This window comes from Mesorhizobium sp. NZP2234 (genome assembly GCF_013170765.1).
GTDB lineage: Bacteria > Pseudomonadota > Alphaproteobacteria > Rhizobiales > Rhizobiaceae > Mesorhizobium > Mesorhizobium loti_D.
The window spans coordinates 4,108,267-4,134,208 of the sequence record NZ_CP033364.1 but is presented as its reverse complement, the minus strand read 5'-3'; the positions used below and the strand labels follow the sequence as shown (position 1 = coordinate 4,134,208).

General features: G+C 64.3%; 24 protein-coding genes. 2 read left to right on the top strand and 22 right to left on the bottom strand.

What is annotated here, in order from left to right; all coding sequences use genetic code 11:
• Positions 1 to 252: 252 nt before the first annotated feature.
• The 14 genes from EB230_RS20345 to EB230_RS20280 form a co-directional block, all read right to left on the bottom strand.
• Positions 253 to 1,020 (bottom strand): SDR family NAD(P)-dependent oxidoreductase, encoded by a 768-nt coding sequence (locus EB230_RS20345; RefSeq protein ID WP_056577148.1) that lies wholly within the window; start codon positions 1,018 to 1,020, stop codon positions 253 to 255.
• Positions 1,017 to 1,982, bottom strand: coding sequence for a sugar kinase (locus tag EB230_RS20340; protein ID WP_056577143.1), 966 nt, complete (start codon positions 1,980 to 1,982; stop codon positions 1,017 to 1,019). Before EB230_RS20340 ends, EB230_RS20345 begins: the two co-directional genes overlap by 4 nt.
• Positions 1,983 to 2,019: 37 nt before the next feature.
• Complete coding sequence (locus EB230_RS20335; RefSeq protein WP_056577139.1) at positions 2,020 to 3,003, bottom strand: ABC transporter permease; 984 nt, start codon at positions 3,001 to 3,003, stop codon at positions 2,020 to 2,022.
• The gene (locus EB230_RS20330) at positions 3,000 to 4,031 is read right to left on the bottom strand and encodes an ABC transporter permease (RefSeq protein ID WP_056577136.1); all 1,032 of its coding nucleotides are present in this window, start codon (positions 4,029 to 4,031) and stop codon (positions 3,000 to 3,002) included. Before EB230_RS20330 ends, EB230_RS20335 begins: the two co-directional genes overlap by 4 nt.
• On the bottom strand, positions 4,028 to 5,554 hold the full coding sequence (locus tag EB230_RS20325) for a sugar ABC transporter ATP-binding protein (RefSeq protein ID WP_171883311.1): 1,527 nt from the start codon (positions 5,552 to 5,554) through the stop codon (positions 4,028 to 4,030). The genes EB230_RS20330 and EB230_RS20325 overlap by 4 nt, the downstream gene beginning before the upstream one ends.
• Positions 5,555 to 5,625: 71 nt before the next feature.
• Positions 5,626 to 6,627 carry a sugar ABC transporter substrate-binding protein gene (locus EB230_RS20320; protein WP_056577130.1) on the bottom strand — a complete coding sequence of 334 codons (1,002 nt, stop codon included), beginning with the start codon at positions 6,625 to 6,627 and terminating at the stop codon, positions 5,626 to 5,628.
• Between the two features lie 63 nt (positions 6,628 to 6,690).
• Positions 6,691 to 7,350 (bottom strand): L-fuculose-phosphate aldolase, encoded by a 660-nt coding sequence (locus EB230_RS20315; RefSeq protein ID WP_056577127.1) that lies wholly within the window; start codon positions 7,348 to 7,350, stop codon positions 6,691 to 6,693.
• 27 nt (positions 7,351 to 7,377) lie between these two features.
• The gene (locus tag EB230_RS20310; protein ID WP_056577123.1) at positions 7,378 to 8,154 is read right to left on the bottom strand and encodes an SDR family oxidoreductase; all 777 of its coding nucleotides are present in this window, start codon (positions 8,152 to 8,154) and stop codon (positions 7,378 to 7,380) included.
• A 201-nt stretch (positions 8,155 to 8,355) separates the two neighbouring features.
• The gene (locus tag EB230_RS20305; protein ID WP_056577120.1) at positions 8,356 to 9,192 is read right to left on the bottom strand and encodes a GntR family transcriptional regulator; all 837 of its coding nucleotides are present in this window, start codon (positions 9,190 to 9,192) and stop codon (positions 8,356 to 8,358) included.
• 71 nt (positions 9,193 to 9,263) lie between these two features.
• Entirely contained in the window at positions 9,264 to 10,508 is a 1,245-nt protein-coding gene (locus EB230_RS20300; protein ID WP_056577117.1) for an MFS transporter, read from the bottom strand.
• Entirely contained in the window at positions 10,505 to 10,957 is a 453-nt protein-coding gene (locus EB230_RS20295; RefSeq protein WP_056577114.1) for a MaoC family dehydratase, read from the bottom strand. The genes EB230_RS20300 and EB230_RS20295 overlap by 4 nt, the downstream gene beginning before the upstream one ends.
• Positions 10,954 to 11,394 carry a zinc ribbon domain-containing protein gene (locus EB230_RS20290; RefSeq protein ID WP_056577111.1) on the bottom strand — a complete coding sequence of 147 codons (441 nt, stop codon included), beginning with the start codon at positions 11,392 to 11,394 and terminating at the stop codon, positions 10,954 to 10,956. Before EB230_RS20290 ends, EB230_RS20295 begins: the two co-directional genes overlap by 4 nt.
• Positions 11,394 to 12,545 (bottom strand): thiolase family protein, encoded by a 1,152-nt coding sequence (locus EB230_RS20285; RefSeq protein WP_056577108.1) that lies wholly within the window; start codon positions 12,543 to 12,545, stop codon positions 11,394 to 11,396. Before EB230_RS20285 ends, EB230_RS20290 begins: the two co-directional genes overlap by 1 nt.
• Complete coding sequence (locus tag EB230_RS20280; RefSeq protein ID WP_172373766.1) at positions 12,542 to 14,488, bottom strand: acetoacetate--CoA ligase; 1,947 nt, start codon at positions 14,486 to 14,488, stop codon at positions 12,542 to 12,544. Before EB230_RS20280 ends, EB230_RS20285 begins: the two co-directional genes overlap by 4 nt.
• Before the next feature lie 132 nt (positions 14,489 to 14,620).
• Between EB230_RS20280 and EB230_RS20275 the strand changes: the two genes are divergently transcribed.
• Positions 14,621 to 15,799, top strand: a complete 1,179-nt coding sequence (locus tag EB230_RS20275; protein WP_171883310.1) for an acetyl-CoA C-acetyltransferase — start codon at positions 14,621 to 14,623, stop codon at positions 15,797 to 15,799.
• Positions 15,800 to 16,059: 260 nt separating this feature from the next.
• On the opposite strand, the gene EB230_RS20270 is transcribed toward EB230_RS20275, so the two are convergent.
• The 8 genes from EB230_RS20270 to EB230_RS20235 form a co-directional block, all read right to left on the bottom strand.
• On the bottom strand, positions 16,060 to 16,362 hold the full coding sequence (locus EB230_RS20270; RefSeq protein WP_056577453.1) for a DUF982 domain-containing protein: 303 nt from the start codon (positions 16,360 to 16,362) through the stop codon (positions 16,060 to 16,062).
• Between the two features lie 139 nt (positions 16,363 to 16,501).
• Entirely contained in the window at positions 16,502 to 17,488 is a 987-nt protein-coding gene (locus tag EB230_RS20265) for a dipeptide ABC transporter ATP-binding protein (RefSeq protein ID WP_056577102.1), read from the bottom strand.
• An 8-nt stretch (positions 17,489 to 17,496) separates the two neighbouring features.
• Positions 17,497 to 18,456 (bottom strand): ABC transporter ATP-binding protein, encoded by a 960-nt coding sequence (locus EB230_RS20260; RefSeq protein ID WP_056577099.1) that lies wholly within the window; start codon positions 18,454 to 18,456, stop codon positions 17,497 to 17,499.
• A complete protein-coding gene (locus tag EB230_RS20255; protein WP_056577097.1) occupies positions 18,453 to 19,424 on the bottom strand; it encodes an ABC transporter permease in 972 nt (323 codons plus the stop codon). The genes EB230_RS20260 and EB230_RS20255 overlap by 4 nt, the downstream gene beginning before the upstream one ends.
• Positions 19,424 to 20,440, bottom strand: coding sequence for an ABC transporter permease (locus EB230_RS20250; RefSeq protein WP_056577094.1), 1,017 nt, complete (start codon positions 20,438 to 20,440; stop codon positions 19,424 to 19,426). Before EB230_RS20250 ends, EB230_RS20255 begins: the two co-directional genes overlap by 1 nt.
• Before the next feature lie 22 nt (positions 20,441 to 20,462).
• The gene (locus EB230_RS20245; RefSeq protein ID WP_056577091.1) at positions 20,463 to 22,124 is read right to left on the bottom strand and encodes an ABC transporter substrate-binding protein; all 1,662 of its coding nucleotides are present in this window, start codon (positions 22,122 to 22,124) and stop codon (positions 20,463 to 20,465) included.
• Positions 22,125 to 22,142: 18 nt separating this feature from the next.
• On the bottom strand, positions 22,143 to 23,048 hold the full coding sequence (locus EB230_RS20240) for a proline iminopeptidase-family hydrolase (protein WP_056577088.1): 906 nt from the start codon (positions 23,046 to 23,048) through the stop codon (positions 22,143 to 22,145).
• Positions 23,049 to 23,102: 54 nt separating this feature from the next.
• Entirely contained in the window at positions 23,103 to 24,617 is a 1,515-nt protein-coding gene (locus EB230_RS20235; RefSeq protein ID WP_056577085.1) for a leucyl aminopeptidase, read from the bottom strand.
• Positions 24,618 to 24,726: 109 nt separating this feature from the next.
• On the opposite strand from EB230_RS20235, the gene EB230_RS20230 reads away from it, so the two are divergent.
• A complete protein-coding gene (locus tag EB230_RS20230) occupies positions 24,727 to 25,752 on the top strand; it encodes a LysR substrate-binding domain-containing protein (RefSeq protein ID WP_244494141.1) in 1,026 nt (341 codons plus the stop codon).
• Positions 25,753 to 25,942: the final 190 nt, after the last annotated feature.

The window sequence follows — 25,942 nt, the reverse complement described above, 5'->3', positions numbered from 1 at the left end:
ACCGGAAGCATTTTGCAAGGCACGCGAGAAATTACGAAAGTCGCAATTCGGGCTGGAACGCGACCCAGAAAGTTCGAAAAGCTTCCAGGAACCCCAGTCGATGGCCGACTGTAGAACCGGCTGACGTCCGTTTTGGGGCCTGAAGGGGACTGTCCGTTTTTGGAGTGGCCGGGACTGGAAGCGGACGGATGCCTCCAGCACTCCATCAACATCTTCAAGCCATGGCGATTGCGCAAGCCACGCGGCGGATCGTCAATGGTAGTAGATACCGCCGTCGACGTTGAGCGACTGGCCGGTGACGAAAGCCGACAGGTCCGAGGCGAAGAACAGCACCGGCCCGACGACGTCCTCCGGCGCGCCGAGGCGCTTCAGCGCCGCGACATCTTCCCAATGGTGGATCGCCGCTTCGCTGCCGAGATTGTTCTTGCCCATCTCGGTCAGGATGATGCCGGGGCAGATGGCGTTGACGGTAACGCCGTCCATGCCGACTTCCTGCGCCAGCACGCGGGTCAGCGTGATCACCACCGATTTCGTCGCCGCGTAATGGCCTTGCGTCGGCACCCCCTGGCGGCCGGCGATCGAGGCTATGTTGATCACCCTGCCCGATTTCCTGGCGCGCATATGCGGCAGCACGGCCTGGCACATCATCAGCACGCCCTTGGCGTTGACATCGAAATGCGCGTCCCAATTGGCTTCGTCCAAATCCTGGAGCAGGCTTGGCTTCAAGATGCCGGCATTGTTGACCAGTACGTCGATGCTACCAGCCTCCGCAAGCAGCGCCTGCGCCGTCGCTTCGATCTCGCGCTTCTTGCTGACATCCATTGTGTAGACATAGGCCTTGCTGCCCGCCGCCTCGATCTCGGCCTTGGTGACGGCAAGCTCCGCGGCCTGTGACGGCAGGTCGGTGACGGCGACGTCGAAGCCCGCCTCGGCCAGCCCCTTGGCGAGCGCCCTGCCGATACCGCGGCTGGCGCCGGTGACGAGAGCCGTCTTGCCCTTGGCCTCAGGAAGAATGGTCATGCTGCTTGCACCTTTGATGTCCTGACCGGGAGCGAATTCATCGCCACGATCGTGTCGTCGAATGAAACGAGTTTGCCGTCGGAGCCGAGCCCCATCGCCACCTTGGCGGCGACGGCGGTTGCGAAGCGGGCAGACTGTTTGAGGTCCCAGCCCTTGACGATGCCGACGATGATGCCGGCGGTGAAGGAGTCACCGCAGCCCGTGGTGTCGAAGACCTCGACGTCGAAGGCCGGCAGGTGGAAATCCTCGCCATGCTGCGGCGAGACATGCACGCCATCGGCGCCGAGTGTCAGGATGCAGTTCTTCACGCCCCTCGACTTGAAGAAGGCGGCAACGCGAGCCGGATCCCGGTCGTGCGCCATCTCGCCCGCCTCGTCGATGCTCGGCACGAAATAGTCGATATAGGGCAGGCACGGCTCAACCAGCTTCCAGGTTTCCGGCGTCGCCTGGATCAGATCGAAGGTCGTGATGCGGCCAAGTTCCTTGGCGCGCTTCAACAGCTTGACCGTCGGCACGCCATCAAAACGCTTCAACAGCCCGGTGCCGCCGACATGGACGACCGTGGCGTCAAGGGCGGCGTCGAGATCGGCGTCCGCGACCTCGAAAACGGCAGCCGTCCCCGGCACATGCAATGCCGGACGCTCGCCATTTGGCCGTACCGGCAGAATGGTGGAGGAGGTCTGGACGCTGCCGTCGCGGCGCACCAGGCCGCACTCCAGGCCATATTTCTTCAGCTTGGCCAGGAACCAATCGCCCATGTCGTCGGTGCCGAGCGTGGTGACGGCCCGCGTCTTCAACCCGAGGATGGCGCAGTCCATGCCGGTCGCGCCGGCCGTGCCTGCGACAGTCATGCGGATCTCCTCGATATAGTCGGCGCGGCCGCCCTCGGGGATGCGCGACACCGGCCGCCCCAGGATATCCAGGACGTAGAAGCCGATCGAGCTGACGTCGAATTGTGGCATGGTTGGCTGACCTTTCGAACTCAATGGGTGGTCGAACTCAATGGGTGGCGCGGCGAAGGCCGAAGCTCACGGCCAGCACCAGGAAGACCAACACGCCGATGCCGACCTGCTGCCAGTAGAAGTTCCAGCCAACGAGCAGCAGCCCGTTCTTGACGATGGCAAGCAGTAGGACACCGAGCAGCGTGCCGATCACCGAAGGCTTGCGCTCGCGGCTCAGCGTCGTGCCGATGAAGGTGGCGCCGATGGCATCGAGCAGGAAGGCGTTGCCGGACAGCGGCACGTAGGACTTGACCGTTGCCGACAGCAGGATGCCGGTGACGCCCGCCAGCAGCGCGCACAGCACATGCACCATCGACAACTCGCGCGGCACGCGGATGCCGGAATACCAGGCGACGCCCGGCTGCGCGCCCATCGCCTGCACATAGCGACCGAAGACAGAGCGGTGCAGCAGGACGTGGACCGCGATGGCCGAGACGACCAGCACGATCACCGGCGTCGGCACGCCGAACAAAGCGGTGCGGGCAATGGCGTTGAACTGGTCGCTGGCATAGCCGCTGGTGAGGTAGATTGGCTGGCCGCCGCTGGTGGCGAGCTGTTGTGTGCTCTGGCCGATGAACAGCACGCCAAGCGTTGCCAGGAACGGGCTGATGTTGAGCCTGGTGATGAGGATGGCGTTGAGGATACCGACGACCAGGGCAGCACCCAGGCCGCCACCGACGCCGACCACGCCGCTGTAACCGGCAGCCAAGAGCATCACGAAGACCATGCTGGCCATGTCAACGGACACGCCGACGGAAAGATCGATGCCGCCGGACGAGATGACGATGGTGAGCCCGAGCGCCACGATCGCCAGCATGACGACATTGTTGACCAGCACGTTGAAGAGGTTCGCCGGCGTCAGGAAGGTCGGGCTCGCCACAGCGAAGAAGATGACGATCGCCGCGAAGGCGATGAGCACGCTGTATTTGGCAAGGAAGGCGCGCAGGCTCATCTTGGGACTGTCATTTGCCGAGACGCTCATCGTGAACCCTCCGAGCCGCGGGCAAAGGATGTGATGGCCACCACCAGCAGGATCAGCGCGCCCTGCACGCCGTTGACCCAGTAGCTGGAGACGTTGAGCAACTGGAAGCCGTTGGCGAGCAGGCCGATGAACAGCACGCTGAGCAGCGTGCCGCCCATGGTCGGAACGAAGCGGCGGGAAAAGACGGTGCCGAGTAACGCCGCCGCCAGCACCGACAAAAGCAGTTCGCCGGAACCGGGCGTGCTGGCCGAGAGCCGCGAAACGGTGAGGACGCTTGCCACCGCCGCGCAGAAGCCGCTCAGCACATAGGTGAAGGACACGTAGAAGGGCACGCTGAGACCGGCCGCGCGCGCTGCTTCCGGATGGCCACCAACCGCGTAAAGCCTGAGCCCGAACGAGGTGTAGTGAAAGATGGCGATGACGAGGGCGGAGAACAGGATCAGCGCCCAGGCCAGCGCCGAGATGCCAAGAAAGGCCCCGGAAACCAGGAAGCCGAGCAGCGGGGAGGATGCGCCGACGACCGTGTTCTGGGTGAGCGTGAGTTCCATGCCGGCGGCTACGTTGAGCACGGCAAGTGTCGCCAGCAGCGGCAGGATGCCGAGACCGACCACGGCAAGGGCGTTCAGCGCGCCAACCGCCATGCCGACGGCGATGGCCGCCAGCGCCGAAAGGACGTCGCCATAGCCCATCGACAGCAGCGTGGCGTAGACGGCGGCGCACAGCCCCATATTGGCGGCGATCGACAGGTCGATGCCGCCTTCGGTGACATCGGAGCCGCCGCCGATGATGACGGAAGTCATGCCATAGGCGAGCACACCCAGGATCGCCGACTGCTCGACGACGTTGATCAGGTTGAAGGTCGATGTGAAGCCCGGCGCAAAGACGACGAAATAGGCCATGATCGCGGCGAAGGCGGCAATCGCGCCGAGCCGCACGACGAGGGTGGCGAAGCGCCGTCCGGCACTTTTGCCCGTGGCGCTGGTTTGGTCGGACACGTCGGCTTGGGCGTGGACAGTTGTCGCGCTCATGCTGCCACCCCGTCAGCGTTGGAGCGCGCGCCCGATGACGCCGCGAGCAACGCATCGCTGTTCATCGCCGCACCGGAGAAGGTACCGGCCAGCCGGCCGCGATAGACGACCAGCACCCGGTCGCAGACGCCGACCAGTTCGAGCAGGTCCGACGACAGAAGCAGGATCGCCGCCCCCTCGCCCGCCAGCCGGTTCAATAGATTGTAGATCTCGACCTTGGCGCCGACATCGACGGCCACCGTGGGCTCGTCCAGCACATAGACCCGCGACCGGCAGCTCAACCATTTGGCGATCGCCACCTTCTGCTGGTTGCCGCCAGAGAGTTCGCGCACCAGCGCGTCGCGATGCGGCGTCTTGATCGACAATTCCTTGATCAGTCCGTCGACCGCCTGGTTCTCACTGTTGCGGCTGACCAGTCCGCTTCTGGAATAACGGCGCAGGCTCGCCAGCGAAATGTTCTCGCGCACCGACAGGCCGAGCGCCACGCCGTGCGCGCGACGATCCTCCGGCAGCATGGCGATGCCGTCACGCACGGCCTTGACCGGCGTCGACAGCGACAGCTGCTTGCCCTCGACCTTGACCTGGCCGCCATCGGCGGTCTTGAGGCCGAACAGACACTGCACGATTTCCTTGGCGCCCGAGCCGAGCAGGCCCGTGAGGCCGACGATCTCGCCGGCGCGAACGTTGAAGCCGATGTTTTCGAAGCTGCCGCCGAGCCGCAGATTGGCGACTTCGAGCACCGGCGCGCCCAGCGTGACCGAACGCTTGGGAAACATCTCGCCGACATCGCGGGCGATCATCATCGATATGATCTCGTCGATCGATGTCTCACGCGGATCGACCGTACCGACATCGGTGCCGTTGCGCATCACGGTGACGCGGTCACACAGCTTTTCGATTTCCTGCATGTAGTGGGAAATGAAGACCACGGCGATGCCGTCGTCGCGCAGTCGGCGCAGCACATCGAACAGGCTGTCGACCTCGCGTTTGACCAGCGCCGCGGTCGGCTCGTCGAGCACCAGCACGGACGCTTTCTGCGCCAGCGCCCGCGTGATCTGCACCACTTTCTGCTGTGCCGTGGTCAGGTCCTTGACCAGGGTTCCCGCCGGCAATTCCATGCCGAAGAAGCGCTTCAACAGATCGGCCGCCTTGCGCTCCATGGCGCGGCGGCTGACGAACGGGCCGAGACCGATTTCATGGCCGAGGAACACCGCCTCGCCGACAGTCGCGGTCGGCACCAGCAGCCTGTCCTGATGGATGAAATGCACGCCGAGCTTTTCCACCGCTGCCGGCGACAGCGAGGTCACGGTCTCGCCATTGATGACGATGGTGCCGCTGTCCGGTCGGATGATGCCGGCCAGCACCTTGATGATCGTCGACTTGCCGGCGCCGTTCTGGCCGACAAGGCCGAGGATCGAGCCGCGCGCGATCTCGAGGTTCGCGTTCTCCAGCGCCCGCACTGGACCGAACCGCTTCGATATGTCCGTCATCGATACAGCAATTTCACGCTTTGCTGTCTGCATGGCCGTCAATCCTGGTTGATGGTGGCGGGCGGCCATTTCCCTGGAGATGGCTGCCCGCCGTTTCGTTCCGCCTATTTAACGCCTGCTTTTTCGGCGGCGTCGAGGAACGGCTTTCCTTTTTCGGCGGCATTTTCCTTGTTGATCAGCACCGCCGGTACGAAGGTGAAGGGCGCAACCTTCTGGCCGGCAAGATATTTGGCGGCATTGTCAACCGATGTCTTGCCGATCTCATAGGGCTGCTGCGCGGCCACCGCGCCTGCCGACGACTTCGGATCCATCACCATCTTGATGACTTCCGGGCTGCCGTCGATGCCGTAGGTCTTGACCTCGTTGCGGCCGGCGGCCTCGACCGCCTGCGTGGCGCCGATCTGCGGTACGTCCCAGCAGGCCCACACCGCGCCGATCGAGCCCTTCTCGGGCGACTTGGTCAGCATATCGGTGACGTTGGAATAGGCGCTCTGCACGGTGTTCGGGATGACGTCGCGCAGTTCCGGCTCGACGATCTTCACATCGGGGAACGAGGTCAGCACATATTTCAGCTGGTCGTAGCGGATCTTGCAGACCGGCACGCTGTAGAAGCCGTTGAAGACCAGCACATTGCCCTTGCCGCCCATGTCGGCGACCATCTGCAGCGCGATCTCGGCGCCGATGTTGTAGTTGTTGGACGTGGTGTTGTTGATGGCGTGCGGCGTCGCGGTGTCGACCGTGAACAGCGGGATGCCGGCATCGCGGATCTTCTGCAGCCACGGGTTCAGCACTTCCAGATTGCCGAGCTGCTCGATGATGGCGTCGGGCTTCTGAGCGATGAGCGTCTGCAACTGCGCGATCTGCTGCTGGTCCTTGCGGCCGGCGTCGAGCGCGATCACTTCGCCGCCGAGCTCCTTCACGCGGTCCTGGATGCCGCGGAACGCCATCAGGTCCCAATAGTGATCCGTTCCGATGGCGGAGACGCCGATGCGCTTGCCCTTGAGCGACAGTTCCTCGGCACTCGCGCCCGAGATGGCGGCCAGGCTGCAAGCCGCCGCCAACCCCAAAGCGAGCGCCTTGACGAGGCCTTTCATGGATCCGGTCATTTCATTTCCTCCCTTGTTGATCGCTCCGGGCCTTCCCGGAGGATTGCGCCAGATGGCCGCCGCTCAGGCAGCAGCCTCCTTGTCGCGCAGGCCGTAGCTGGCCATGCGCTTGATGACGTTTTCGATCTCCTCCTCGGACAGGATCGGCGGCTCGCCGATCTGCAGGGCGCCGTGATACTGCCGCGCCAGCGTTTCCACCTCCACCGCCAGCCACATCGCCTGGCTGAGGCTGGAACCGACCGCGATCATGCCGTGCTGTGCGAGCAGGCAGGCCTTGCGGTCGCGCAGCGCCTCCACCGCATGCGCCGAAAGCTCGGCCGTGCCGAAGGTGGCGTAAGGGGCGCAGCGAATGTCGCTGCCGCCGGCGACCGCCACCATGTAATGGATCGCCGGTATCTTCCTGCCCATGATGGCGATGGTCGTGCAAAAGGTTGGATGCGCATGGACGACCGCGTTGACCTCGGGCCGCGCCTTCATGATGTCGAGATGGAAACGCCATTCGCTCGACGGCGGCAGGCGCCCGTCGACCTCGCCGTCCCAGGCCATGAAGACGATGTCCTCGGGCACCAGCGTCTCGTAAGGCGTGCTGGTCGGCGAGATCAGCATGCCCTCGCCATGGCGTCGGCTGACATTGCCTGAGGTGCCCTGGTTGATGCCCAGCGCGTTCATCTTGAGGCAGGCATCGATGATTGCCTGGCGTGCCTCTAGGTCCGAAACGGTCATGCGATATTCCAATCCTTGCTCGGCCCTTCACCAGGCCGTGTAGCCGCCATCGATCGACAGGATCGCGCCAGTGACGTAGCTCGACGCAGGCGAGGCGAGAAACAGGATCGCCGAGGCGATCTCGTGCGGCTCGCCGAGCCGGCCCATCGGCGTCATGTCGATCCAGGTGTTGAAGAGTTCCGGGCGCTCGCGCATTTTCAGCGTCATCTCGGTGCCGACATAGCCCGGCGCCAGGGCGTTGACGCGAACGCCCGATTTCGCCCATTCGACGGCCAGCGCCTTGGTCATCATGTGCACGGCGCCCTTGCTCACCATGTAGGAGGGCGCGGTCTGCGGACGGTTGATGATCAGGCCCGACATCGAACCGAGATTGACGATCGAGCCCTTGTTGCGTGCGACCATCGAGCGGCCGAAGGCGCGCGAGACCCAGTAGACGCCGTTGACGTTGACGTCCATCACCAGGCGCCATTCTTCGTCCGATGTGTCGAGCGCGGCGTTGAGGCGGGCGATGCCGGCGCTGTTGACCAGTATGTCGACCTGGCCGAAATCGCTGACGATTCGAGCGGCCATTGCTTCGACGGCTTGCGGATCGGTGACGTCCAGCACGCGGCCGTCGACGCTGGCGACACCGGCCGCCATGAGTTCGTCGGCGGCGGCTTTCAGCCCTTGCGTATTCATGTCGAGAAGGACGATGCGCGCGCCGCAAGTACCAAGCGCCTTGGCGGCTTCCAAGCCGATGCCGCTGGCGCCGCCGGTGACGACGGCAACCTCGCCCGTCAGGTCGAATTGCGACCGGTAATCCACGCAAATCCTCCATCGGACCAAGGGCTTGCACGCGGGCAAAATCTTCCCCTCGCCGCCAAGGCGGCGTCGCAAGCCGATCGATCCTGATAATGCCTCCGGGGTCAGGCTCCTCCCGGCCCCACGACAAGGACGTTACAGAAGCTTCCCGGGTCCGTCAATCTGGTTATAACCAGAAAACGGATTCTTTTTCATGGACGTGATTCAGGTGCGATCGACACCGTTCACCGTCGCCGACGGCTGCTCGACCGCCATGTGGATGCGGGCGACGGAAGAGTTGTAGAAGGCCTCGTAATATTCGAGCGCCGCGCCATCCGCGTCATAGGCAATCGACTCGATCTCGATCAGCGGGGTGTTGGCGGCAACGCCCATCTGCTCGGCCTCTTCCTTGGTGGGCAAGGCCGCGCGCAGCCAGCGGTCGGCGCGCTTCACCGTCAGGCCGAACACCGCGCGGATGGTGCCGAAAATCGACTGGTTCTCCGACAGGATGTTTTCGAGACCGGGCACCCGGTGCCCCGGCAGGCTGATGCGCGTCATGGTGATCGGCGCGCCGTCGGTCATGTAGACGCGGCTGATGCGGACCACGCTGCCATTGGCGGGAATGCCGAAGACGCTGGATTCCTTCTCGTTCGGCGGGCAGCGGTAGATTTCGAGCGTGCGCGTCGAGACCTTGTGGCCTTTCGCCGTCAGGTCGTCGAACACGCCGAGATTGGCCGTCATGAAGTCGACATGCTCGCGCGGTGCGGCGACGAACATGCCCTTGCGCGGCATCTTGATGATGCGGCCCTCGCTGGATAGCGAGCCGATCGCGGCGCGCACGACCGGACGCGAGACGCCGAAGAAATCGCACAGGGCCTGCTCGGAAGGGATGCGCGAATTGGCCGCCAGCAGGCCGGTGTTGATGGCTTCCTCGACCTGGTTGCGCAATTGCACCCACAGCGGAGCCGCCTCGTCGCGGTTGAGCTCGACCTTGGAGCCGATCGAGCGGAACGCCTCGGCGGCTCCGGCATCTTCCTGGTCGTAGCGAGGACGCCCACGCATTCTGGTCGTTTGTTCCATTCGGTCCCGCCGCAAAATCATTTGCCGCGACTCAAGGAGCGGCAGCATCCTCCCTAACGGAGGCCGCCAGCCATATTCACGCTCTCCGGCAAGTTTCGCAACCACAGCATGGCCGCGGCCCCGAGAAGCGGCCCGGGAACGAGCAGCAGGAAGGCCCAGCGCCAGCCGCCGATGAGGTCGGCAAAGTGCGGTGTCAGCCAGATGGCGAGCACTGTCAGCGCGAAACCGGCGCCGAGTTGCACCGAGAGCGCCGTGCCGACAAAGCGGCGGTCGGCAAGCTCGGTGATGGCGGCGGAGAACTGCGCGGAATCGCCGATCACCGAAATGCCCCAGACAACGGCCACCAGCATGAACAGCCAGAGCGGCCCGGTGAACAGAAAGCCCATCAGCAGGGCGCAGCTTCCCGAGACGATCATCATGCCGGCTGTGGTCGCCGTTCGGCCGATGCGGTCCGAAAGATAGCCTCCGAGCAGGCATCCCAGGATGCCGGAGGCGACGACGAAGAAGGTCGACAGCGAAGCGGCGGCGGCTGTTCCGATCGCCTGCGCTTCGAAAGCGGCGCGCGTGTAGGCAAGCAGCCACGCCCACATGGCGTAGAGTTCCCACATATGGCCGAGATAGCCGAGATTGGCCAGCAGCAGCGGCTTTTCACGAAACACCTGGCCGATGCGCGCCGGCTCGAACACCGCCTTGCCGAAGGGATAGGGCCCTTCCTTGGCAAACAGCAGGAACAGCAGCGCGCCGATGGCCGTCGCCAGGCTGGCGGCGGCGACCACCGGCCGCCAGTCGAGCGCGCTTGAGGCGGCGCGGAAGAGATGCGGCAGCGCCGAGCCGATGGTCAGCGCGCCGATGACCGCGCCGAGCGCCAGTCCCCTGTCGCGCGTGAACCAGGTCGCGACAAGCTTCAGGGCCGGGGGATAGACGCCGGCGAGTGCCGCGCCGGTAACGATGCGCGCGGCGATGGCGCCGCCCGGATCGGGGTGGAACAGCAGGCTGGCGTTGGCGAGCGCGGCAACCATTGCCGCCGCCGCCATGAGACGACCGAGCCGCACCAGGTCGGGAAGGTTGACCAGGCTCGCCGCCAGCGCGCCGATCACGAAGCCGACCTGAACGCCATTGGTCAACCAGGCCTCGGCGCCAGGGCCGAGCGCAAGCTCCTGCTTCAGCTCGGGCAGGATGGCGGTCGCCGAAAACCAGGTGGTCAGCGACAGGACGACCGCCAGGCAAAGCAGCGACAGAACGCGCCAGCGTTCGCGGTCGGCCGCCACGCCAAGCCGGCTGTCGCCCACCGTGTTCATACGCCTTGCAGCGGCACGGTGAACACCGTCGCCGTGCCGGTGAGACAAAGCTCGCCCTGGCCGTTGCGCACGCTGGTCTCGATCTTGCAGATCGGCTTGTCGGGGCGGACCTCCTTGACCTCGACCCGTCCGGTGATCTCCTCGTCGACGCCAACCGCCTTGACGAACTTCCAGGCGACCTCGAGGAACACCGTGCCGGGTCCCGGCAGATCCTCGGCGACCAGCGCATTGAGGATGCCCGAGGTGACGCCGCCTTGGACGATCAGCTTGCCGAACACCGATTTCTCGGCCAGCGCGCGGTCATAGTGCAGCGGATTGCGGTCGCCGGTGATGTCGGTGAAGGCTTCGATGTCGCTGATGCGCGTGCGGCGCGTGCGTTCGGCAAAGGCGCCGACCTGCGGACGGCCCTTCACCACGCCTGCCCAGCCGTCTTTCGTCTCGGTGCTCATTTCGGCTTCTCCTCTGTTGCGGTTTCGACTGGTTTGAAGGCCGGCAGGACACGGCCGCCTATGGCTGTCGGCGCGAGCAAGAGCGCGTCCCCAACCCCAGGCGATCGCATGCCCGGCAAGATGAAACTCAGCATGGTCGGGCCCTCGGCCAGTTCGACCAGCCCAACCACATAAGGTGCCACCGGCAGCCAGCCGGGATGCCCCGGCTTGTGTACTAGGGAAAAGGATTTCAGCTGGCCCCTGCCCGACGCCTCCTTCCAGACGAGGCGCTTGCTCCAACAATGCGGGCACATCGGGCGCGGGTAGAACACCGCCTTGCCGCAGTCCTCGCAGTGCTGGATTTTCAGCCGCCCTTGCGCCGCCGCGTCCCAGAATGGCTGGGTCAGCGCGGTGATCGTCGGAGCGGGGGTTTTCAATGTGTTGAGATCGACGGACATCAGGCGGCTCCCAGCACGAGCGCGGTCGCCTCGCTCATCGTCGCGCCGTTCCCGGTGACCAGTGCCAGCTCGGCCTTGTCGATCTGGCGCTCGCCCGCCTTGCCGCGCAATTGGCGCACCGCCTCGACGACATGCGTCATGCCGCCGGCAAGATCCGGCTGGCCGAAGCCGAGCTGACCGCCGTGGGTGTTGAGCGGCTTGTCGCCTTGGTGCGAAAGATTATGGTCGCGCAGCCACGCGCCGAACTGGCCGGGGGCGCAGAGGCCGGCATCCTCGATCGTCGTGGCGACCATGATCGTGTAGCAGTCGTAGAGCGAGAGAAGATTCATCTGATTGGCGTCGGTGCCGGACTGCGCGAAGGCCCGGGCCATGGCGCTCTTCAGCGGACCGGAGGTGAGACTGGGCGCCTGGCTGACCGCGCGATGCGTGACCTTCTCGCCGGCGCCGAGCAGATGCACGGGTCTTCCGGGCAGCGTGCGCGCACGTTCGGCCGAGGTGACGATCACCGCCTCGCCGCCGGCGACCGGCATGACGATCTCGTATAGATGCAATGGCGAGGCGACCATCGGCGACGCCAGCACGGCGTCCACATCCGCCGGCTTGCCGAAGAAGATGGCGTCGGGGTTGAGCTGCGCATTGGCGCGCGCCGCGGCGGCGATCAGCGCGAAATCCCTGGCGGTCGAGCCATGCTCTGCCATATGCGCCTGCATCAGCAGCGCATAGGAGATGTTGGCGCCCGAGGCGCCGAACGGCACGTCGAACTCGCGGATCGGATTGCGGTTGGGCGAGCGGGGTGCCGCCGCCTCGCGGTTGTTGGCGAGCACGCACAGCACTGTCTCGCACATGCCGGCCTCGATCGCCGCAGCCGCGCGCCAGACCATCCCTGCCCCCGAAGCGCCGCCCAGGTCGACGACATTGGCCATGGTCGGCGCCAGGCCGAGATATTCGGCGATCGTTGCCGGAACATGCTGCGGCGTCTCGCCGACCTGCGGCCCGACCAGCAGCCCATCGATCGCAGCCGGCTCCAGCCCGGCATCGAACACTGCCAGGCGCGAGACCTCGGCGATCATCTCCAGCGTCGTCACGCCGCTGGTCAGGCGCTGCGGTTTCAACTCGCCGATGCCGACGATCGCCCCCTTGGCCCGGCTCATGCCGCTCTGCTCCTGTCGAGCGCGCGGTATTCCTCGAGGCATGCGGGGTTGGCCAGCGAAGCCATATTCTTCACCGGCTTGCCTTCAAGCGTCGTTCGCGCCGCGCCTTCCACCCTCTTGCCGTTGAGCGTGTAGGGCACGGCCTTTACAGCATGGATGCGATGTGGCACGTGGCGCGGCGATGCTCCTTCCCGAATGGCGCGGCGGATCTGGGCGGCGAACTCAGGCGTCAGATCAAAGCCGTCATTCAGCTTGACGCAAAGCACGATCTCCTCGTCGCCTTCGACCGGCGCGCCGAACACCAGGCAATCCTCGATCTCGGCGAAGGTCTCGCAGGCGGCATAGATCTCGGCCGTGCCGATGCGCACGCCGCCGGGCTTCAGCGTCGTGTCCGATCGGCCATGGATGATCCCCGAGCCATGCGCGGTCATCTCCGCGACATCGCCATGCGTCCAGATTTCCGGGCGTGCCGCGAAATACGTGGCGTGGTAGCGCGTGTCGCCGTCCTTGCCCCAGAAGGTCAGCGGCATGGACGGGAACGGTTCGGTGCAGACCAGATCGCCTTGCCGGCCGATGACCGGCGCGTTGCGCTCGTCCATGACAGCCACCGCAAGGCCCAGCCCTTTCACAGTCAGTTCGCCACGGCGAACCGGATGGATCGGCGAACCGAGCAGGAAACAGCCGATGATCTCGGTGCCGCCCGAGATCGAGGCAAAGATCATGTCCTGCTTCACATGCGCGTAGACCCAGTCGAACTGGCCGGGCGAGACCGGCGCACCGGCCGAGAGCAAGGAGCGTAGCGAGGACAGGTCGTGCAGACGTCCCGGCGCGTAGCCTTCGGCGGCCAGCGTCGCCAGATATTTCGGGCTGGTGCCGAAATGCGTGACGCGTGCACGCTGCGCCATTGTCCACAGCGGACTGGGGTCGAGGCCCTCGGCGGTCTTCAGGATCGGCGCGCCGTCATAGAGCACCACGGTCGCGCCGCAGGCGAGGCCCGAGATCAGCCAGTGATACATCATCCAGGCCGTGTTGGTGTACCAGCTCATGACGTCGCCGGGGCGGACATCGCCATGCAGCAGATGCTCCTTCAGATGCTGGAGCAGCACGCCGCCGGTGCGGTGGACGATCGCCTTCGGCGCACCCGTGGTACCCGAGGTGTAGAGCACATAGGCCGGATGGTCGAAGGGCACGCGTTCAAAGGCGAGCGTACCGTCGCTGCCGAAATCGTCGAAGTCGAGACAGGCCGCCGTGCAGTCGGGCTTAGCGCCCGGCTCACCGGTCAACACCAGCGTGGTCACAGTCGGCATCGCGACGACGATCTCGGCCAACCGCTCGGAGATGTCGTGTTCCTTGCCCGCGTAATGATAGCGCGGCGCGGCAAAGAGCACCTTGACGCCGATCTGGCCGAGGCGGTCGACGATCGCCGCGGCGCCGAAATCCGGAGAGCAGGACGACCAGACAGCGCCGATCGACAGCGTCGCCAGCAGCGCCACGAGACCTTCGACACGGTTGGGCAGGATGCCGCCGACGCTGTCGCCCCTCGCCACGCCGGCCGCGCGCAGGCCTTGCGCCGTCCTGGCGACGCGCCGGCGCAACTCGCCAAGGGTGAAGGTGCGGAAATGGCCGCTCTCGTCGGCCTCGATGATCGCGGCCCGATCACCGTCGCCCCGCAGCAGGTTTTCCGCGAGATTGAGTGATGCGTCGGGGAAGAATCGGCTCTGCGTCATCGGCGCCTGACCGTCGCGCAGGAAAGAGATCGCGCCGGGATCGCCGATCACGCGGCCAAAGTCCCACACCGCCCGCCAGAACGCGCCGGGGTCGCTGACCGACCAGCGATGCAGCGTTTCGTAGTCGCGCGGGTCGAAGCCGTTGGCCCGGCAAAAGCGCGCAAGATTGGACGATTCGAACGCGGCCGGCGCCGGCGCCCAAAGCACGGATGACATGAATTTCCTCCCGGAATGCAGGCCGGCACGAAGCCGTCATCTTGTCTGCATGTTGTTTTCAGATTATTGGTTATAACCAGAATGTCAAGCGGCGAACACAGCCCGACTGCCGTACAGATGGAGGACAGGAAATTGCAGGATGCGGTGTATATCGTGGCGGCCAAACGCACGCCGATCGGCAAGCTCAACGGCGCGCTCGCCAGCCTTTCGGCGGCGGAATTGGGCGGGCAGCTCATTCAGGCGATGCTGGCCGGAACCGGGCTTGCGCCAGGAGCCGTCAGCGAAGTGATCATGGGCCAGGTGCTGACCGGCGGCGCCGGGCAGAACCCGGCAAGACAGGCATCGCTCAAGGCCGGCCTGCCGGTTAACGTCCCCGCCATGACGGTCAACAAGGTGTGTGGCGCCGGCCAGAAGTCGATCCATCTCGCCGCGCAGGCAATTCGCTGCGGCGACGCCGATTGCGTGATTGCCGGCGGACAGGATTCGATGACATCGGCGCCGCACTTCATTCCAGGCGTTCGCGGCGGCGTGCGCATGGGCGACCGGGTCGTCAAGGATTCGATGGTAACCGACGGGCTGTGGGACGCCTTCCATCAGGTCCATATGGGCGTCACGGTCGAGTCGCTGGCGCGGCGCTACCAGATCACGCGCGATGAGCAGGACCGCTTCGCGCTGCGTTCACAGGAGAAAGCCGACGCCGCCATCCGTTCGGCAAGGTTCGACGATGAGATTGTGCCAGTCTCCGTAAAGACCAGGCAAGGCGATGTCGTCGTCGACCGCGACGAGCATCCAAACCCCTCGACCACCCTCGAAGGGCTTGGCCGGCTTAAGCCGGTCTTCGAGCTAGAGGGGACAATCACGGCCGGCAACTCCTCCGGCCTCAACGATGGTGCCGCCGCCGTGCTGGTGATGGCGGAGACACGGATGAACGAACTCGGGCTAAAGCCCCTCGCCCGCATCGCGTCCTATGCCTCGGCGGGTGTCGAGCCGATGGATATGGGGCTGGGCCCCGTCGCGGCGTCACGCCTTGCGCTGCAGAAGGCCGGCTGGCGGACGTCCGACCTCGACGTCATGGAGATCAACGAAGCCTTCGCCGCGCAGGCGATCGCGGTCAATCGCGAGATGGGCTGGAACGAGGAGATCATCAACATCAGTGGCGGCGCCATCGCTCTCGGCCATCCGCTGGCCGGATCCGGCTGCCGCATCGTGGTGACGCTGCTCCACGAGATGACGAGGTGCAACGCCCGCAAAGGCCTGGCCTCACTCTGCATCGGCGGCGGCCAGGGCGTGGCGATCTGCCTCGAACGATGAGGCTGAACCTCTGCGCAGTTTTTGCCTGAGAAGAACTGGGCATGGTCTGGCCTCGCCGCCTACTAATCTCATGAGCCGACGAACGGCAGCCACCCCCGTCTTCCCGATGGGGACTTAACCGGCGAAGTTGGACGGCGGCAAAGCGACGGTTTGTGGCTCTGGGTGATCGACCGTTATTCCGTCGCTTGAGCATACAGATAAACCGCCGCTATGGGCTCGGCCCATGACGTTCAGCAATGACGTCCAGCAGTCCGACGCGTCTATCGCCGCAGCGCGTATACGCTTGCCATGGTTTCGCCGGCGACAGGCAACGCCATGTCATCGTCTAGAAGCCGCGTGATCCGGGCAAAGCCCGTGAATGCCTTCCTCGCCTCTTCAGCCGACATTTGCCCCGACAGGGCGGCCGAGCAGCAATTCAGCGCGCACTGATACACAGGTCCACGTCGTCCCGTTGGCCACTTACGCAAGAAAACCATCGCCTCGGCGACACTATCCACTTCTTCTACAGGGTGCCCCTGCCCGCGCGAGATCCGCACGGGCGAAAAGAAATGCAGGTAGTCCATCGTTTCCTCCCGGTCGATCGCGATGCGCCCGATCGAACCAAATGTAACGCGCCGCCTCGCCGTCGGTTCCACGCAAAAAACGGAATCTTTAAAAATCTTTTGGCCGAATGCGATCGCCGATACGAGGATGACGGCTCGGCTACACCGTCGGGAAGTGGCAGGCAACTTTCCGGCCGGGCCGATACTCCCTCAGCTCCGGCCGCTCCGTGCGGCAGCGCTCGGCCGCGATCGGGCATCGAGGGTGGAAACGGCAGCCGGATGGCGGCTTGAGCGGGCTCGGCACATCGCCGGTGAGGATAATGCGCTTGCGCGTCCCACTCGGCGTTGTCTCGACCACGGGGACGGCCGAGATCAGCGCCTGGCTGTAAGGGTGGGCCGGGGCCGCGAACACCTCCTCCGCCGGCCCTTCCTCGACGATCGAGCCGAGATACATCACGGCAATGCGGGTCGACACCTGGCGCACCACCGAGAGATCGTGGGCGATGAAGATGTAGGTTAGGTTGAGCTTCTCCTGCAGGTCGGCGAGCAGGTTCACGATCTGCGCCTGCACCGACACGTCGAGCGCGGAGACCGGCTCGTCCAGCACGACAAGATCGGGGTTCAACGCGATGGCCCGCGCGATACCGACGCGCTGGCGCTGCCCGCCCGAGAATTCGTGCGGATACCGCATGACATGATCCGGCAACAGCCCGACGAGTTCGAACAGTTCCGCGACGCGCGCGGTGATCTCGCGTGACGAAAGCTTGCCATGGATGCGCAAAGGCTCGGCCACCAGGTCTCCGACACGCCGGCGTGGATTGAGCGAGGCAGACGGATCCTGGAAGACCATTTGCAGGCGGCGCCGCAGCGGCCTCAGTTCTGACAGCGATTTTGTGGTGATGTCGTCGCCTTCGAAGAGAAGCTTGCCGTCCGTAATGTCGTAGAGCCTCACCAGGCAGCGCGCCAGAGTGGACTTGCCGCACCCGGACTCGCCGACCAGCCCGACCGTCTCGCCGCGCCGCACGCTCAGCGAAACATTGTCGACCGCATGCACGGTTCGCCTGCCTTCGGCGGAAAAGCGGGAGCCGATCGAAAAACGCTTTCCCAGCGAACGCGTCTCGAGAATCGGGCGATCCTTGTCGGTCATGGGTCCGCTCATGCCTGTGCCACCCGAAAGCATGCCGCGGCGTGGGTACCCGCCCCAAGGTCGGGCTTGCCGGTCACGCAGGGCTCGTAATGCACCGGGCAACGCGGGCCGAACGCACAGCCCTGCGGCAATCGAAGCAGCGATGGCGGCGAGCCGGGGATGGCCGGCAGGCGGCGCGGCTTGTCGCCGGTCAGCGGCGGGATCGAACCGAGCAGCGCCCGCGTATAGGGGTGTCGCGGGTCGGAAAACAGCTCCATCCGACTGCCGCGTTCAACCACGCGGCCCGCATACATGACCATCACCCGGTCGGCAAGTTCGGAGACCACGCCCATGTCGTGCGTGATGAAGACGACCGCTGATTTGTGGGTTGCGCGCAGCTTGCGCACCAGGTCGAGAATGCCGGCCTGCACCGTGACGTCGAGCGCCGTGGTCGGCTCGTCCGCCACCAGCAGTGCCGGATTGCAGGACAAGGCCATTGCAATCACCGCCCGCTGCCGCATGCCGCCCGAAAGCTGATGCGGGTAGCGCGACATCGCCTCGTGCGGGTTGGGAAAATTCACCTCGGCCAGCAGTTCTTCCACGCGCTCCATCGCCTTGGCCTTGCTGATGGTGCGATGCGCGCGGATCTGTTCGGCGATCTGCCAGCCAATCGTGTAGACAGGCGTCAGCGCCGTCATTGGATCCTGGAAGATCATCGCGATCTCATTGCCGCGCAGGCGTCTCAGTTCGCGCGCGGGCAGCCCCACCAACTCGCGTCCCTTGTAGCGGATCGAGCCTTCGATGGTGGCATTGGGATCGGTGATGAGGCCCATCACGGCCAGCAGCGATACCGTCTTGCCGGACCCGGACTCGCCGACGACACCGAGGATCTCGCTTTCCGCGAGGTCAAAGGAAACGCCATCGATCGCCCGCACCAGGCCGTCATTGGTGCGGAAGGATACTTTGAGGTCGCGCACCGACAGTATCATGATGTCCTCAGGCGCGGATCGAGAAGGATGTAGACGAAATCGACGACCGCGTTGGCGATCACCACGAACATGGAAGCATACATCACCGTTGCCATGATCATCGGCAGATCGAGGTTCTGCAGCGCGTCATAGGTGAGCTTGCCGATACCGTGCAGCCCGAACACCACCTCGGTCAGCAACGCCGAACCTCCCACCAGTGCGCCGAAGTCGAGACCGAACAAGGTGACGAAGGCAATGAGCGACGTGCGCAAGGCATGGCGCAACAGGATACGGGTCTCCGACAGCCCCTTGGCCCGGGCCGTGCGGATATAGTCTTCCTGCAGGGATTCGATGATCGCCGCACGCAGCACGCGTCCATAGATGCCGATGTAGAGGATGGCCAGCGTGATCCATGGAATGATCAGCGTCAGGAACCAGCCCTTCGGATCGTCGGAGAAATTCTTGTAGCCGAGCGGCGGCACCCAGGAGAACGCCCAACTGTCATGGTAGCGGCTCTGGGTGATCAGGTTCATCACCTCGCCCAGCCAGTAGACCGGCATGGAGATGCCGAGCAGCCCCAGCGCCATCAGAAGCTTGTCCAGCCAGCTGTCGCGGGTGGCGGCGGCGACGATGCCGATGATGATGGAGACAACCACCCACAGGACCGCAGCCCCGAACACCAGCGAGAGTGTGACCGGAATGGAATCCATGACCGCCGGCACCACCTTCCAGCCACGGTTGACGAACGAGGTCAGGTCGCCGGTGACGAAGATCTTCTCCATCATTTTCACATATTGCACGTAGAGTGGCCGGTCGAAGCCAAAACTGTGGCGCACCGCCTCCAGCACTTCGGGCGACGCATTGCGGCCGGCGATGCGCGCGGCCGGGTCGGCGCCCGGCGTCGCGAAAAAGATCAGGAAGACAATGACCGAGATGCCGAACATGACGAACAGCATCTGACCGAAACGGCGCAGGATGGCGTAGATCATCAGTCGCGCCCCAGCCGAACCTTGGAGCGCGGATCGAGCGCGTCGCGCAGCCCGTCGCCGAAGACATTGAGCGCCATGACCGAAACCGCGATCGCCAGGCCCGGAACCAGCGCCACCAGCGGCCTGGTGTAAAGCAGCGCCTGTCCGTCCTGGATGATGGTGCCCCAGCTCGCAGCCGGCGGCTGCACGCCGATCGACAGGAAGGAGAGCGCCGATTCCGTCAACATGTTCAACGCCATCATCAGCGGCACGAAAACGATGAGCGTGGTTGTAATGTTGGGCAGGATATCGCGCCACAGGATGCGCCATCCCGGCACGCCCAGATTGATCGCGGCGAGCACGAACTCGCTGTGCCGCAGCGACAGGACCTGACCGCGTATCGGTCGAGCCACATAGGGCACGTAGACGATGCCGATGATGATGACCGGCAGCCACAGGCTGCCGGACTCGATATCTATCGGCCCGATCCTGATCCCTTGCGCGATGGTGACGATGGAAAGCGAAATCGCCAGCAGGTAGATCGGAAACGCCCACAGGACATCCAGCAAGCGCGACAGCACCGTGTCGGTGACGCCGCCGAAATAGCCGGCTACCAATCCCGCCGCCGTGCCGATGATCAGCGTGAAGATGGTGGCCGCCCCGGAGATCAGCAGCGAGCTCAGCCCGCCATAGAGCATCCGGGCCATGACATCGCGCCCTTGACTGTCGGCGCCGAGGAAATAATTGCCGAGCCGCCAGGTCGGACCGAGGGGCGTGTAGCCGAGCCCGAGCCCCTCGGTCGATTGTTCCATTACCGGGACGTCGGTGCCGTCGATCTGGATGACGGCGTCGAGCGTCGAGGCGAATGGGTCCACGCCTGCCCATTGCGCATAGAGAGGCGCACTGAGGCAGGCAAGGACGATGAGGAGGAACACGGCCAGGGACGCCATCGCGGCCCTGTCCCTTGCCAGCTTCGCGAACGCGACGGCCCAGGGCCCTCGCGTCTTGCGCGGCACGGCGACAGCTTGGTTCGACACGAACGTGTCCCTCCGCAGTTCGTTACTGCACCCAGGACTGGGTGATCATCCAGTTGAACTGCCGGTTGAACTTGAAATTGCCGACCCGTTTGCTGACGAAGTCAAGCCGCTTCGGCGTGAAGAGGCCGACGGCCGGTGCCTTGTCGGTGACTTGCTTGTCGATTTCGGCCCACAATTTGTCGGCGGCTTTCTGGTCCGTCACGCCAAGGTCCAGCGCCTTTTGCATCTTGGCATCGATGTCCTTGTCGCAGAAGCCGGCGATGTTGATCGAGGCATCCGAACCTTCACGGAAGGAGGCGCAGCTGAACAGGATGTTCAGGAAGTCCGAAGCCGCCGGATAGTCCTTGTACCATTGGGTGACGGACATCTGCACTTTGTTGTTGGTGTTCTGGATGTAGGTGAACTGGATATTGGACGAGATCGGCTTGACGTCGGCCACATAGCCGATGGTCGTCAGCACGCTCTGCAGATAGACGCCGATCGACCGGGAAATGGCGGTATCCTCGACGATGATGGTCACCTTCTGGCCCTTGGTTCCCGATTCCTCGACGAGCTGCTTGGCCTTGTCGAGATCAGGCGCCGACCATTTGGCGCCGGGGTCCTTGGTGAAGGGGCAATAGTCTTCATGGCCGGGGAAGTCCGGCGGCAGGACCTGGCAGACCGGCGAGGCCAGCACCTTGCCGCCGAAAAGCTTGACCAGTGTGTTGCGGTCGATCGCATAGGCAACGGCCTGGCGCGCCTTTTCATTGTCGAATGGAGCGAGGCGGTTGTTAAGCGGGGCATACCACCAGGCTGAAAGCGGCGAGATGTGCAACTGGTCCATGGATTTGCTGCCAAGTTCGCCCAGGCGGTCGCTCGGCAATGCGTCGAACATCCAGTCCGCTTCGCCGTTCTGGATCGCGGTGACGGCCGCTTCCTCGGACAGGCCGAAATCATATTGGACAACGTCCGGATAGCCGTCCGGCTGCGCTTCCTCGCTCCACTGCTTGAAATTGGGATTGCGCGAAACCGTCATGCCTTTGTTGGGGTCGAAGGCGGAGATCATGTATGGACCGGTGCTGGGGATGGGTTTGGAGCCCATGTCTTCGGCTGGCGTGTCCGCCGGCAGGACCACGGCATGCGGCAGGGCAAGCTTGTAGAGGATTTCGGCGTCGGGCTTGGTGAGGTTGACGGTGATGGTGCCGGCCGCTTCATCGCCGACAACGCCGCCTTCCAGCGTGCAGCCCTTGGTATCGGCCAGGCATTTGTCGGCGCCGACGATGCCGGCATAGAACGTGCCGGAGGTCGGCCCTGAAACCTTGAAGATGCGCTGGAACGAGGCGACGACATCCTTCACGCCAAGATCCTGGCCGCTGGAAAACTTGATGCCCTTGCGTAACCTGAAGGTGAAGGTCTTGCCGTCATTGGTAACCTCGGGCAGTGCCTCGGCCAGGTCGGGAACGATGGTGAAGCCGTCCATGCCCTCGGCCTTGCGGAAGGCCACGAGCCCGTCATAGATCGGCTGGTACACCTGCCAGCCCTGGTCGGTGTAATTGATGTGCGGGTCGAGCGTTCCCGCCGCGGAGCGGGCCAGAAGGCGGATGGTGCCGCCTCGGTGCTCCTTGAGATATTCAGCCTGTGCCGGGGCCAACCAGGTGCCGGCCAGCAATGCGGCTGCTGATGCCGCCAGGAGCAGTTTCTTCATGTCTTGATTCCCCTTTTCTCAGTTGTCGTTGTGGTCCAGGAAGTCTCCCACCGCCCGCATGCACGCATCCTGTTCTTCGACATGCGGCATGTGGCTGGAGTGCTCGAATATCTCCCAGCGCGATCCTCGGATGCCGTCCTTGAAGGGCTGCACGGTCGCGGGCGTGGCCTCGTCGTGACGTCCGGAGATGATCAGCGTGGGAACATCGATGGCCGGCAGGCGGTCGATGATGCTCCAATTCTTCAGGGTTCCGATGACGTGGAACTCGTTCGGCCCATTCATCAAATTATAGACGGTGGGATTGCGCACAACCTGGGCGAAGGTCTCCGTCACCTCTGGCGGAAACGGCACGACCCGGCAGACATGCCGCTCGTAGAAAGCCATCGTCGCCGCCTGGTAGGCCGGATCGTCCGTCGTGCCGGCCTGCTCGTGCCGGGTCAGTGTCTCCTGCACGTCCTCGGGCAGATCGGCGCGCAACCGGTTGGCCTCTTCGACCCACAGCTTCATCGAAGCCGGCGAGTTGGCGATGGTCAGCGACTTCAGACCTTTCGGCCGCGTGACCGCATATTCGGCGCCCAGCATGCCACCCCAGCTCTGGCCAAGCACATGGAAGCCCGCGCGAATGCCAAGACGGTCGACCAGGTTTTCAAGCTCGTCGATGAAAAGCCGAGGTGTCCAGAAGTCGGCGCCTTTCTCGGGCAGCAATGTGGAATTGCCGCAGCCCAACTGGTCATAGTGGATGACGGCGCGATCTCTTCGGGCAAGAAGCTTGTAGGCATCGACATAGTTGTGGGCGGCGCCTGGTCCACCATGCAGGATCACCACCGGGGCCTTGGCGGCGTCGATGTCGCCGGAGATCCGATACCAGGTTTCGTAGTTGCGGAAGGCGGCCCGCCCTTCCCTGCCAATGATCCCAGACGACATTCCGTTTCCCATCACGTTCGAACGCATCTCGCTCCTGTCCCTGACGGCAGGCGCCTAGTTTACCTTGCGGCCGGCCTGCACCCACTCTTCCAGCATCTGCACGCCGAAGGCGGTGGCACCTTGCCTGCCCAAGGGCCGATCGGTGTCGGTCAATTCCTTGCTGGCGATGTCGAGATGCACCCACGGGCGGTCTTCCGTGAAATGGCGCAGGAAAGCAGCCGCATAGGGAGCATCGCCATCCTCCATGTCCTTGGCATGGTGGCGGAGGTCGGCGAATGGCGATTGCAGTCCCTCGTCATAGGCACGGTCGAGAGGCAGCCGCCAGAACCGCTCGCCGACGGTTTCGCCGGCCGCGATCATCTGCGCGGCGATGGCATCGTCGGTGCTGAACAGGCCGGCGAATATCGATCCCAGGCCGCGCGTCACCGAATAGGTCAGCGTCGCCAGATCGACGATCACCGACGGATTGAAGCGTGTTGCCGCGTAGTGGAGACAATCGGCCAGAAGCAGGCGCCCTTCGGCGTCGGTGTCGAACACTTCCACGGTCTGTCCCGAGGCTGTCGTGATGATGTCGCGCGGTTTGAGAGCGGTGCCGGACGGCATGTTCTCGGCAATACCGAGGACGCCGACGGCGTGTACCGGGCTGCCTTGCCGGGCGAGCGCGATCAGCAGGCCGACCACCGCCGCCGCCCCGCCCATATCGGCCTTCATGTCGAACATCTGCTCGCCGCGCTTGATGCAGAGGCCTCCGGAATCGAAACAGACGCCCTTGCCGACGAATGCCAGCGGTTGCGAGGGAGCACCCTTGCCGCGATAACGCAGCACGGCCACCCGTGGCGGCCGCGCCGAGCCGGAGCCGACCGCCAGCAGCGCGTTCATGCCGAGCTCTTTCAGTTGCGCGGCATCGAGTATTTCGATGTCGATGCCGGCCTCGCGCAGTGGCTCCAGATGATCGTGGAAATTGTCGGGGTGGAGATGGTTCGGCGGCAGGTTGACCAGCGTGCGCGCGTATTCGACGCCATCGGCGATTGCATTGACCCGGGCCAGCGCCGGGGTCAGCTCCGCGCTGCTTGCTCCGACCAGTTGCACCCGCAGGGTTCGATCCGCTCCCGCCCCCTGGCGCCGGTTGCGCATGTCGAAACGATAGCGCCGCAGCCGCATGCCAAGCGCGACGCGCGCCAGGATCTCGGCTCCGGGCAAGCCGACATCGGCAATAGGGTCGAGGACAAGCGTGGCCGCGCATTCGCCCTTGCTTTCCAAATGAGCGGCAAGCAGACCGCCGGCGCGCGCCAATGACAGGGCGCTCACGGCTTCCGCCTTGCCCAGGGCGAGGACGATTACGCGCCGGACCGATACGGCCTGGGGGGCGATGAGATCGATGCAGGTCCCGGATTCGGCCAATGCGGCCGGGTCGGAGCAGGCGCGGGACAGAACCCCGCCCATTTCAGCATCCAGCGCCGCTGCCCGGGGGCCAAAGCCTGTCTGGGCGGTTTGCAAGATCACGACGACAGAGGCTTCCGCGGAAATCTCGTCCACCGTTTCGAAGACCGGCACTGGCGATTGAGGCATATGCGGTGGTTCTCCCATTTGCTGATGTGCGCAATGCTTCCACCGCGGCGGCGGAACCGATCAGGCCGGCCTCCGCCATTGGTGGAACGGTGCCGGAGGCCCCAAATAATTGTTTTTGGACGGCGACTTAGTCGCTCTTGTCCTTGGGTATCCCCGAACAGGCCAGGCGATCAAACGCCAATTTTGCCCAAGTCGATTGACAAAAACTCAACTGACAATTCATGATTGGCCCATGGCCTTACCGTCACTCAATGGCATGCGCGCTTTCGAGGCCGCCGCACGTCTCGGCAGCATCAAGGATGCGGCCGAAGAACTGCACCTGACGCCCTCGGCCATAAGCCGCCACATCCGTGCGCTTGAAAGGAATCTCGGCCAGGATCTGTTCGAGCGCGGATTTCGCCAGATAACGCCGACCATCAGGGGCTCTTATTATGCGCGCAGCCTCTCCGAGGCATTCGAGGCCATCTGGCGCGCCACCGACGATGTCAGCCTCACCGATGGTCCGGGTCACGGCAGGACCCAACGTGTCCGGGTGTTGTGCGTGCCGGTCGTTCTGAACCTTTGGCTGGCGGACCGCTTGCCGAACTTTCGCCGGCTGCACCCGACGGTGGAGCTGGAGATCTCGACATCAGGCAAGCCCGCCAACTTCGATTTGGCCATTGTCGACGAGTTCGTCTACAAGGCCGGCCCGGCTCTGACGTTGCTCATTCCGGTGGTACTGACGCCTGTCTGCGCGCCCTCATTGCTCGATGGGCCTGTGCCGCTGCGATCGCCCGCTGACCTGGTCAATCACCACCTGATCCATGAATGCGAGACCATGCGATGGAAGCGGTGGCTGGAGCAGGAAGGTGTTTCGGATACGACGCCCAAATCCAGCACGACGCTGGATGATTGCACGCTGATCATGCGCGAGGCGATCAATGGCGCCGGAATAGCGCTTGCCGACACGATGATGGCACAGGACTTTCTTGAGCAAGGCAAGCTTGTCGCCCCGTTTCGTGCCCGCCACACCTACCCGGCAGGCATCTATCTGCACCGGCCTCGCAGCATCGGCAACAAGCCAGGCACCAGCCTGTTTCAGGATTGGCTATTGTCCGAAGTCGAGGACCACAAGCGGGTAATGGCCATCACCTAGGCCGAACCGTCGTTGCCGAATCCGAATCACCGGACCGCCCTGTTCAACAACGGCCCACCAATGCGATCCGTCGATAATCGCGGTTCATATTGAATATCTTTAAGGTCAAAGCCGGCAAATGGATTGCTTGTCGGTTCCCCAGCGTCAGGCGTAACCTCTTAGCTCCACGCGTGAGGGCGCGTGCTGCAAG

Bases quoted from the DNA above. Each gene is read 5' to 3' on its own strand.
- EB230_RS20345 (WP_056577148.1), bottom strand. From the start codon at position 1,020: ATGACCATTCTTCCTGAGGCCAAGGGCAAGACGGCTCTCGTCACCGGC.
- EB230_RS20340 (WP_056577143.1), bottom strand. From the start codon at position 1,982: ATGCCACAATTCGACGTCAGCTCGATCGGCTTCTACGTCCTGGATATC.
- EB230_RS20335 (WP_056577139.1), bottom strand. From the start codon at position 3,003: ATGAGCGTCTCGGCAAATGACAGTCCCAAGATGAGCCTGCGCGCCTTC.
- EB230_RS20330 (WP_056577136.1), bottom strand. From the start codon at position 4,031: ATGAGCGCGACAACTGTCCACGCCCAAGCCGACGTGTCCGACCAAACC.
- EB230_RS20325 (WP_171883311.1), bottom strand. From the start codon at position 5,554: ATGCAGACAGCAAAGCGTGAAATTGCTGTATCGATGACGGACATATCG.
- EB230_RS20320 (WP_056577130.1), bottom strand. From the start codon at position 6,627: ATGACCGGATCCATGAAAGGCCTCGTCAAGGCGCTCGCTTTGGGGTTG.
- EB230_RS20315 (WP_056577127.1), bottom strand. From the start codon at position 7,350: ATGACCGTTTCGGACCTAGAGGCACGCCAGGCAATCATCGATGCCTGC.
- EB230_RS20305 (WP_056577120.1), bottom strand. From the start codon at position 9,192: ATGCGTGGGCGTCCTCGCTACGACCAGGAAGATGCCGGAGCCGCCGAG.
- EB230_RS20300 (WP_056577117.1), bottom strand. From the start codon at position 10,508: ATGAACACGGTGGGCGACAGCCGGCTTGGCGTGGCGGCCGACCGCGAA.
- EB230_RS20295 (WP_056577114.1), bottom strand. From the start codon at position 10,957: ATGAGCACCGAGACGAAAGACGGCTGGGCAGGCGTGGTGAAGGGCCGT.
- EB230_RS20290 (WP_056577111.1), bottom strand. From the start codon at position 11,394: ATGTCCGTCGATCTCAACACATTGAAAACCCCCGCTCCGACGATCACC.
- EB230_RS20285 (WP_056577108.1), bottom strand. From the start codon at position 12,545: ATGAGCCGGGCCAAGGGGGCGATCGTCGGCATCGGCGAGTTGAAACCG.
- EB230_RS20280 (WP_172373766.1), bottom strand. From the start codon at position 14,488: ATGTCATCCGTGCTTTGGGCGCCGGCGCCGGCCGCGTTCGAATCGTCC.
- EB230_RS20270 (WP_056577453.1), bottom strand. From the start codon at position 16,362: ATGGACTACCTGCATTTCTTTTCGCCCGTGCGGATCTCGCGCGGGCAG.
- EB230_RS20265 (WP_056577102.1), bottom strand. From the start codon at position 17,488: ATGACCGACAAGGATCGCCCGATTCTCGAGACGCGTTCGCTGGGAAAG.
- EB230_RS20260 (WP_056577099.1), bottom strand. From the start codon at position 18,456: ATGATACTGTCGGTGCGCGACCTCAAAGTATCCTTCCGCACCAATGAC.
- EB230_RS20255 (WP_056577097.1), bottom strand. From the start codon at position 19,424: ATGATCTACGCCATCCTGCGCCGTTTCGGTCAGATGCTGTTCGTCATG.
- EB230_RS20245 (WP_056577091.1), bottom strand. From the start codon at position 22,124: ATGAAGAAACTGCTCCTGGCGGCATCAGCAGCCGCATTGCTGGCCGGC.
- EB230_RS20240 (WP_056577088.1), bottom strand. From the start codon at position 23,048: ATGTCGTCTGGGATCATTGGCAGGGAAGGGCGGGCCGCCTTCCGCAAC.
- EB230_RS20235 (WP_056577085.1), bottom strand. From the start codon at position 24,617: ATGCCTCAATCGCCAGTGCCGGTCTTCGAAACGGTGGACGAGATTTCC.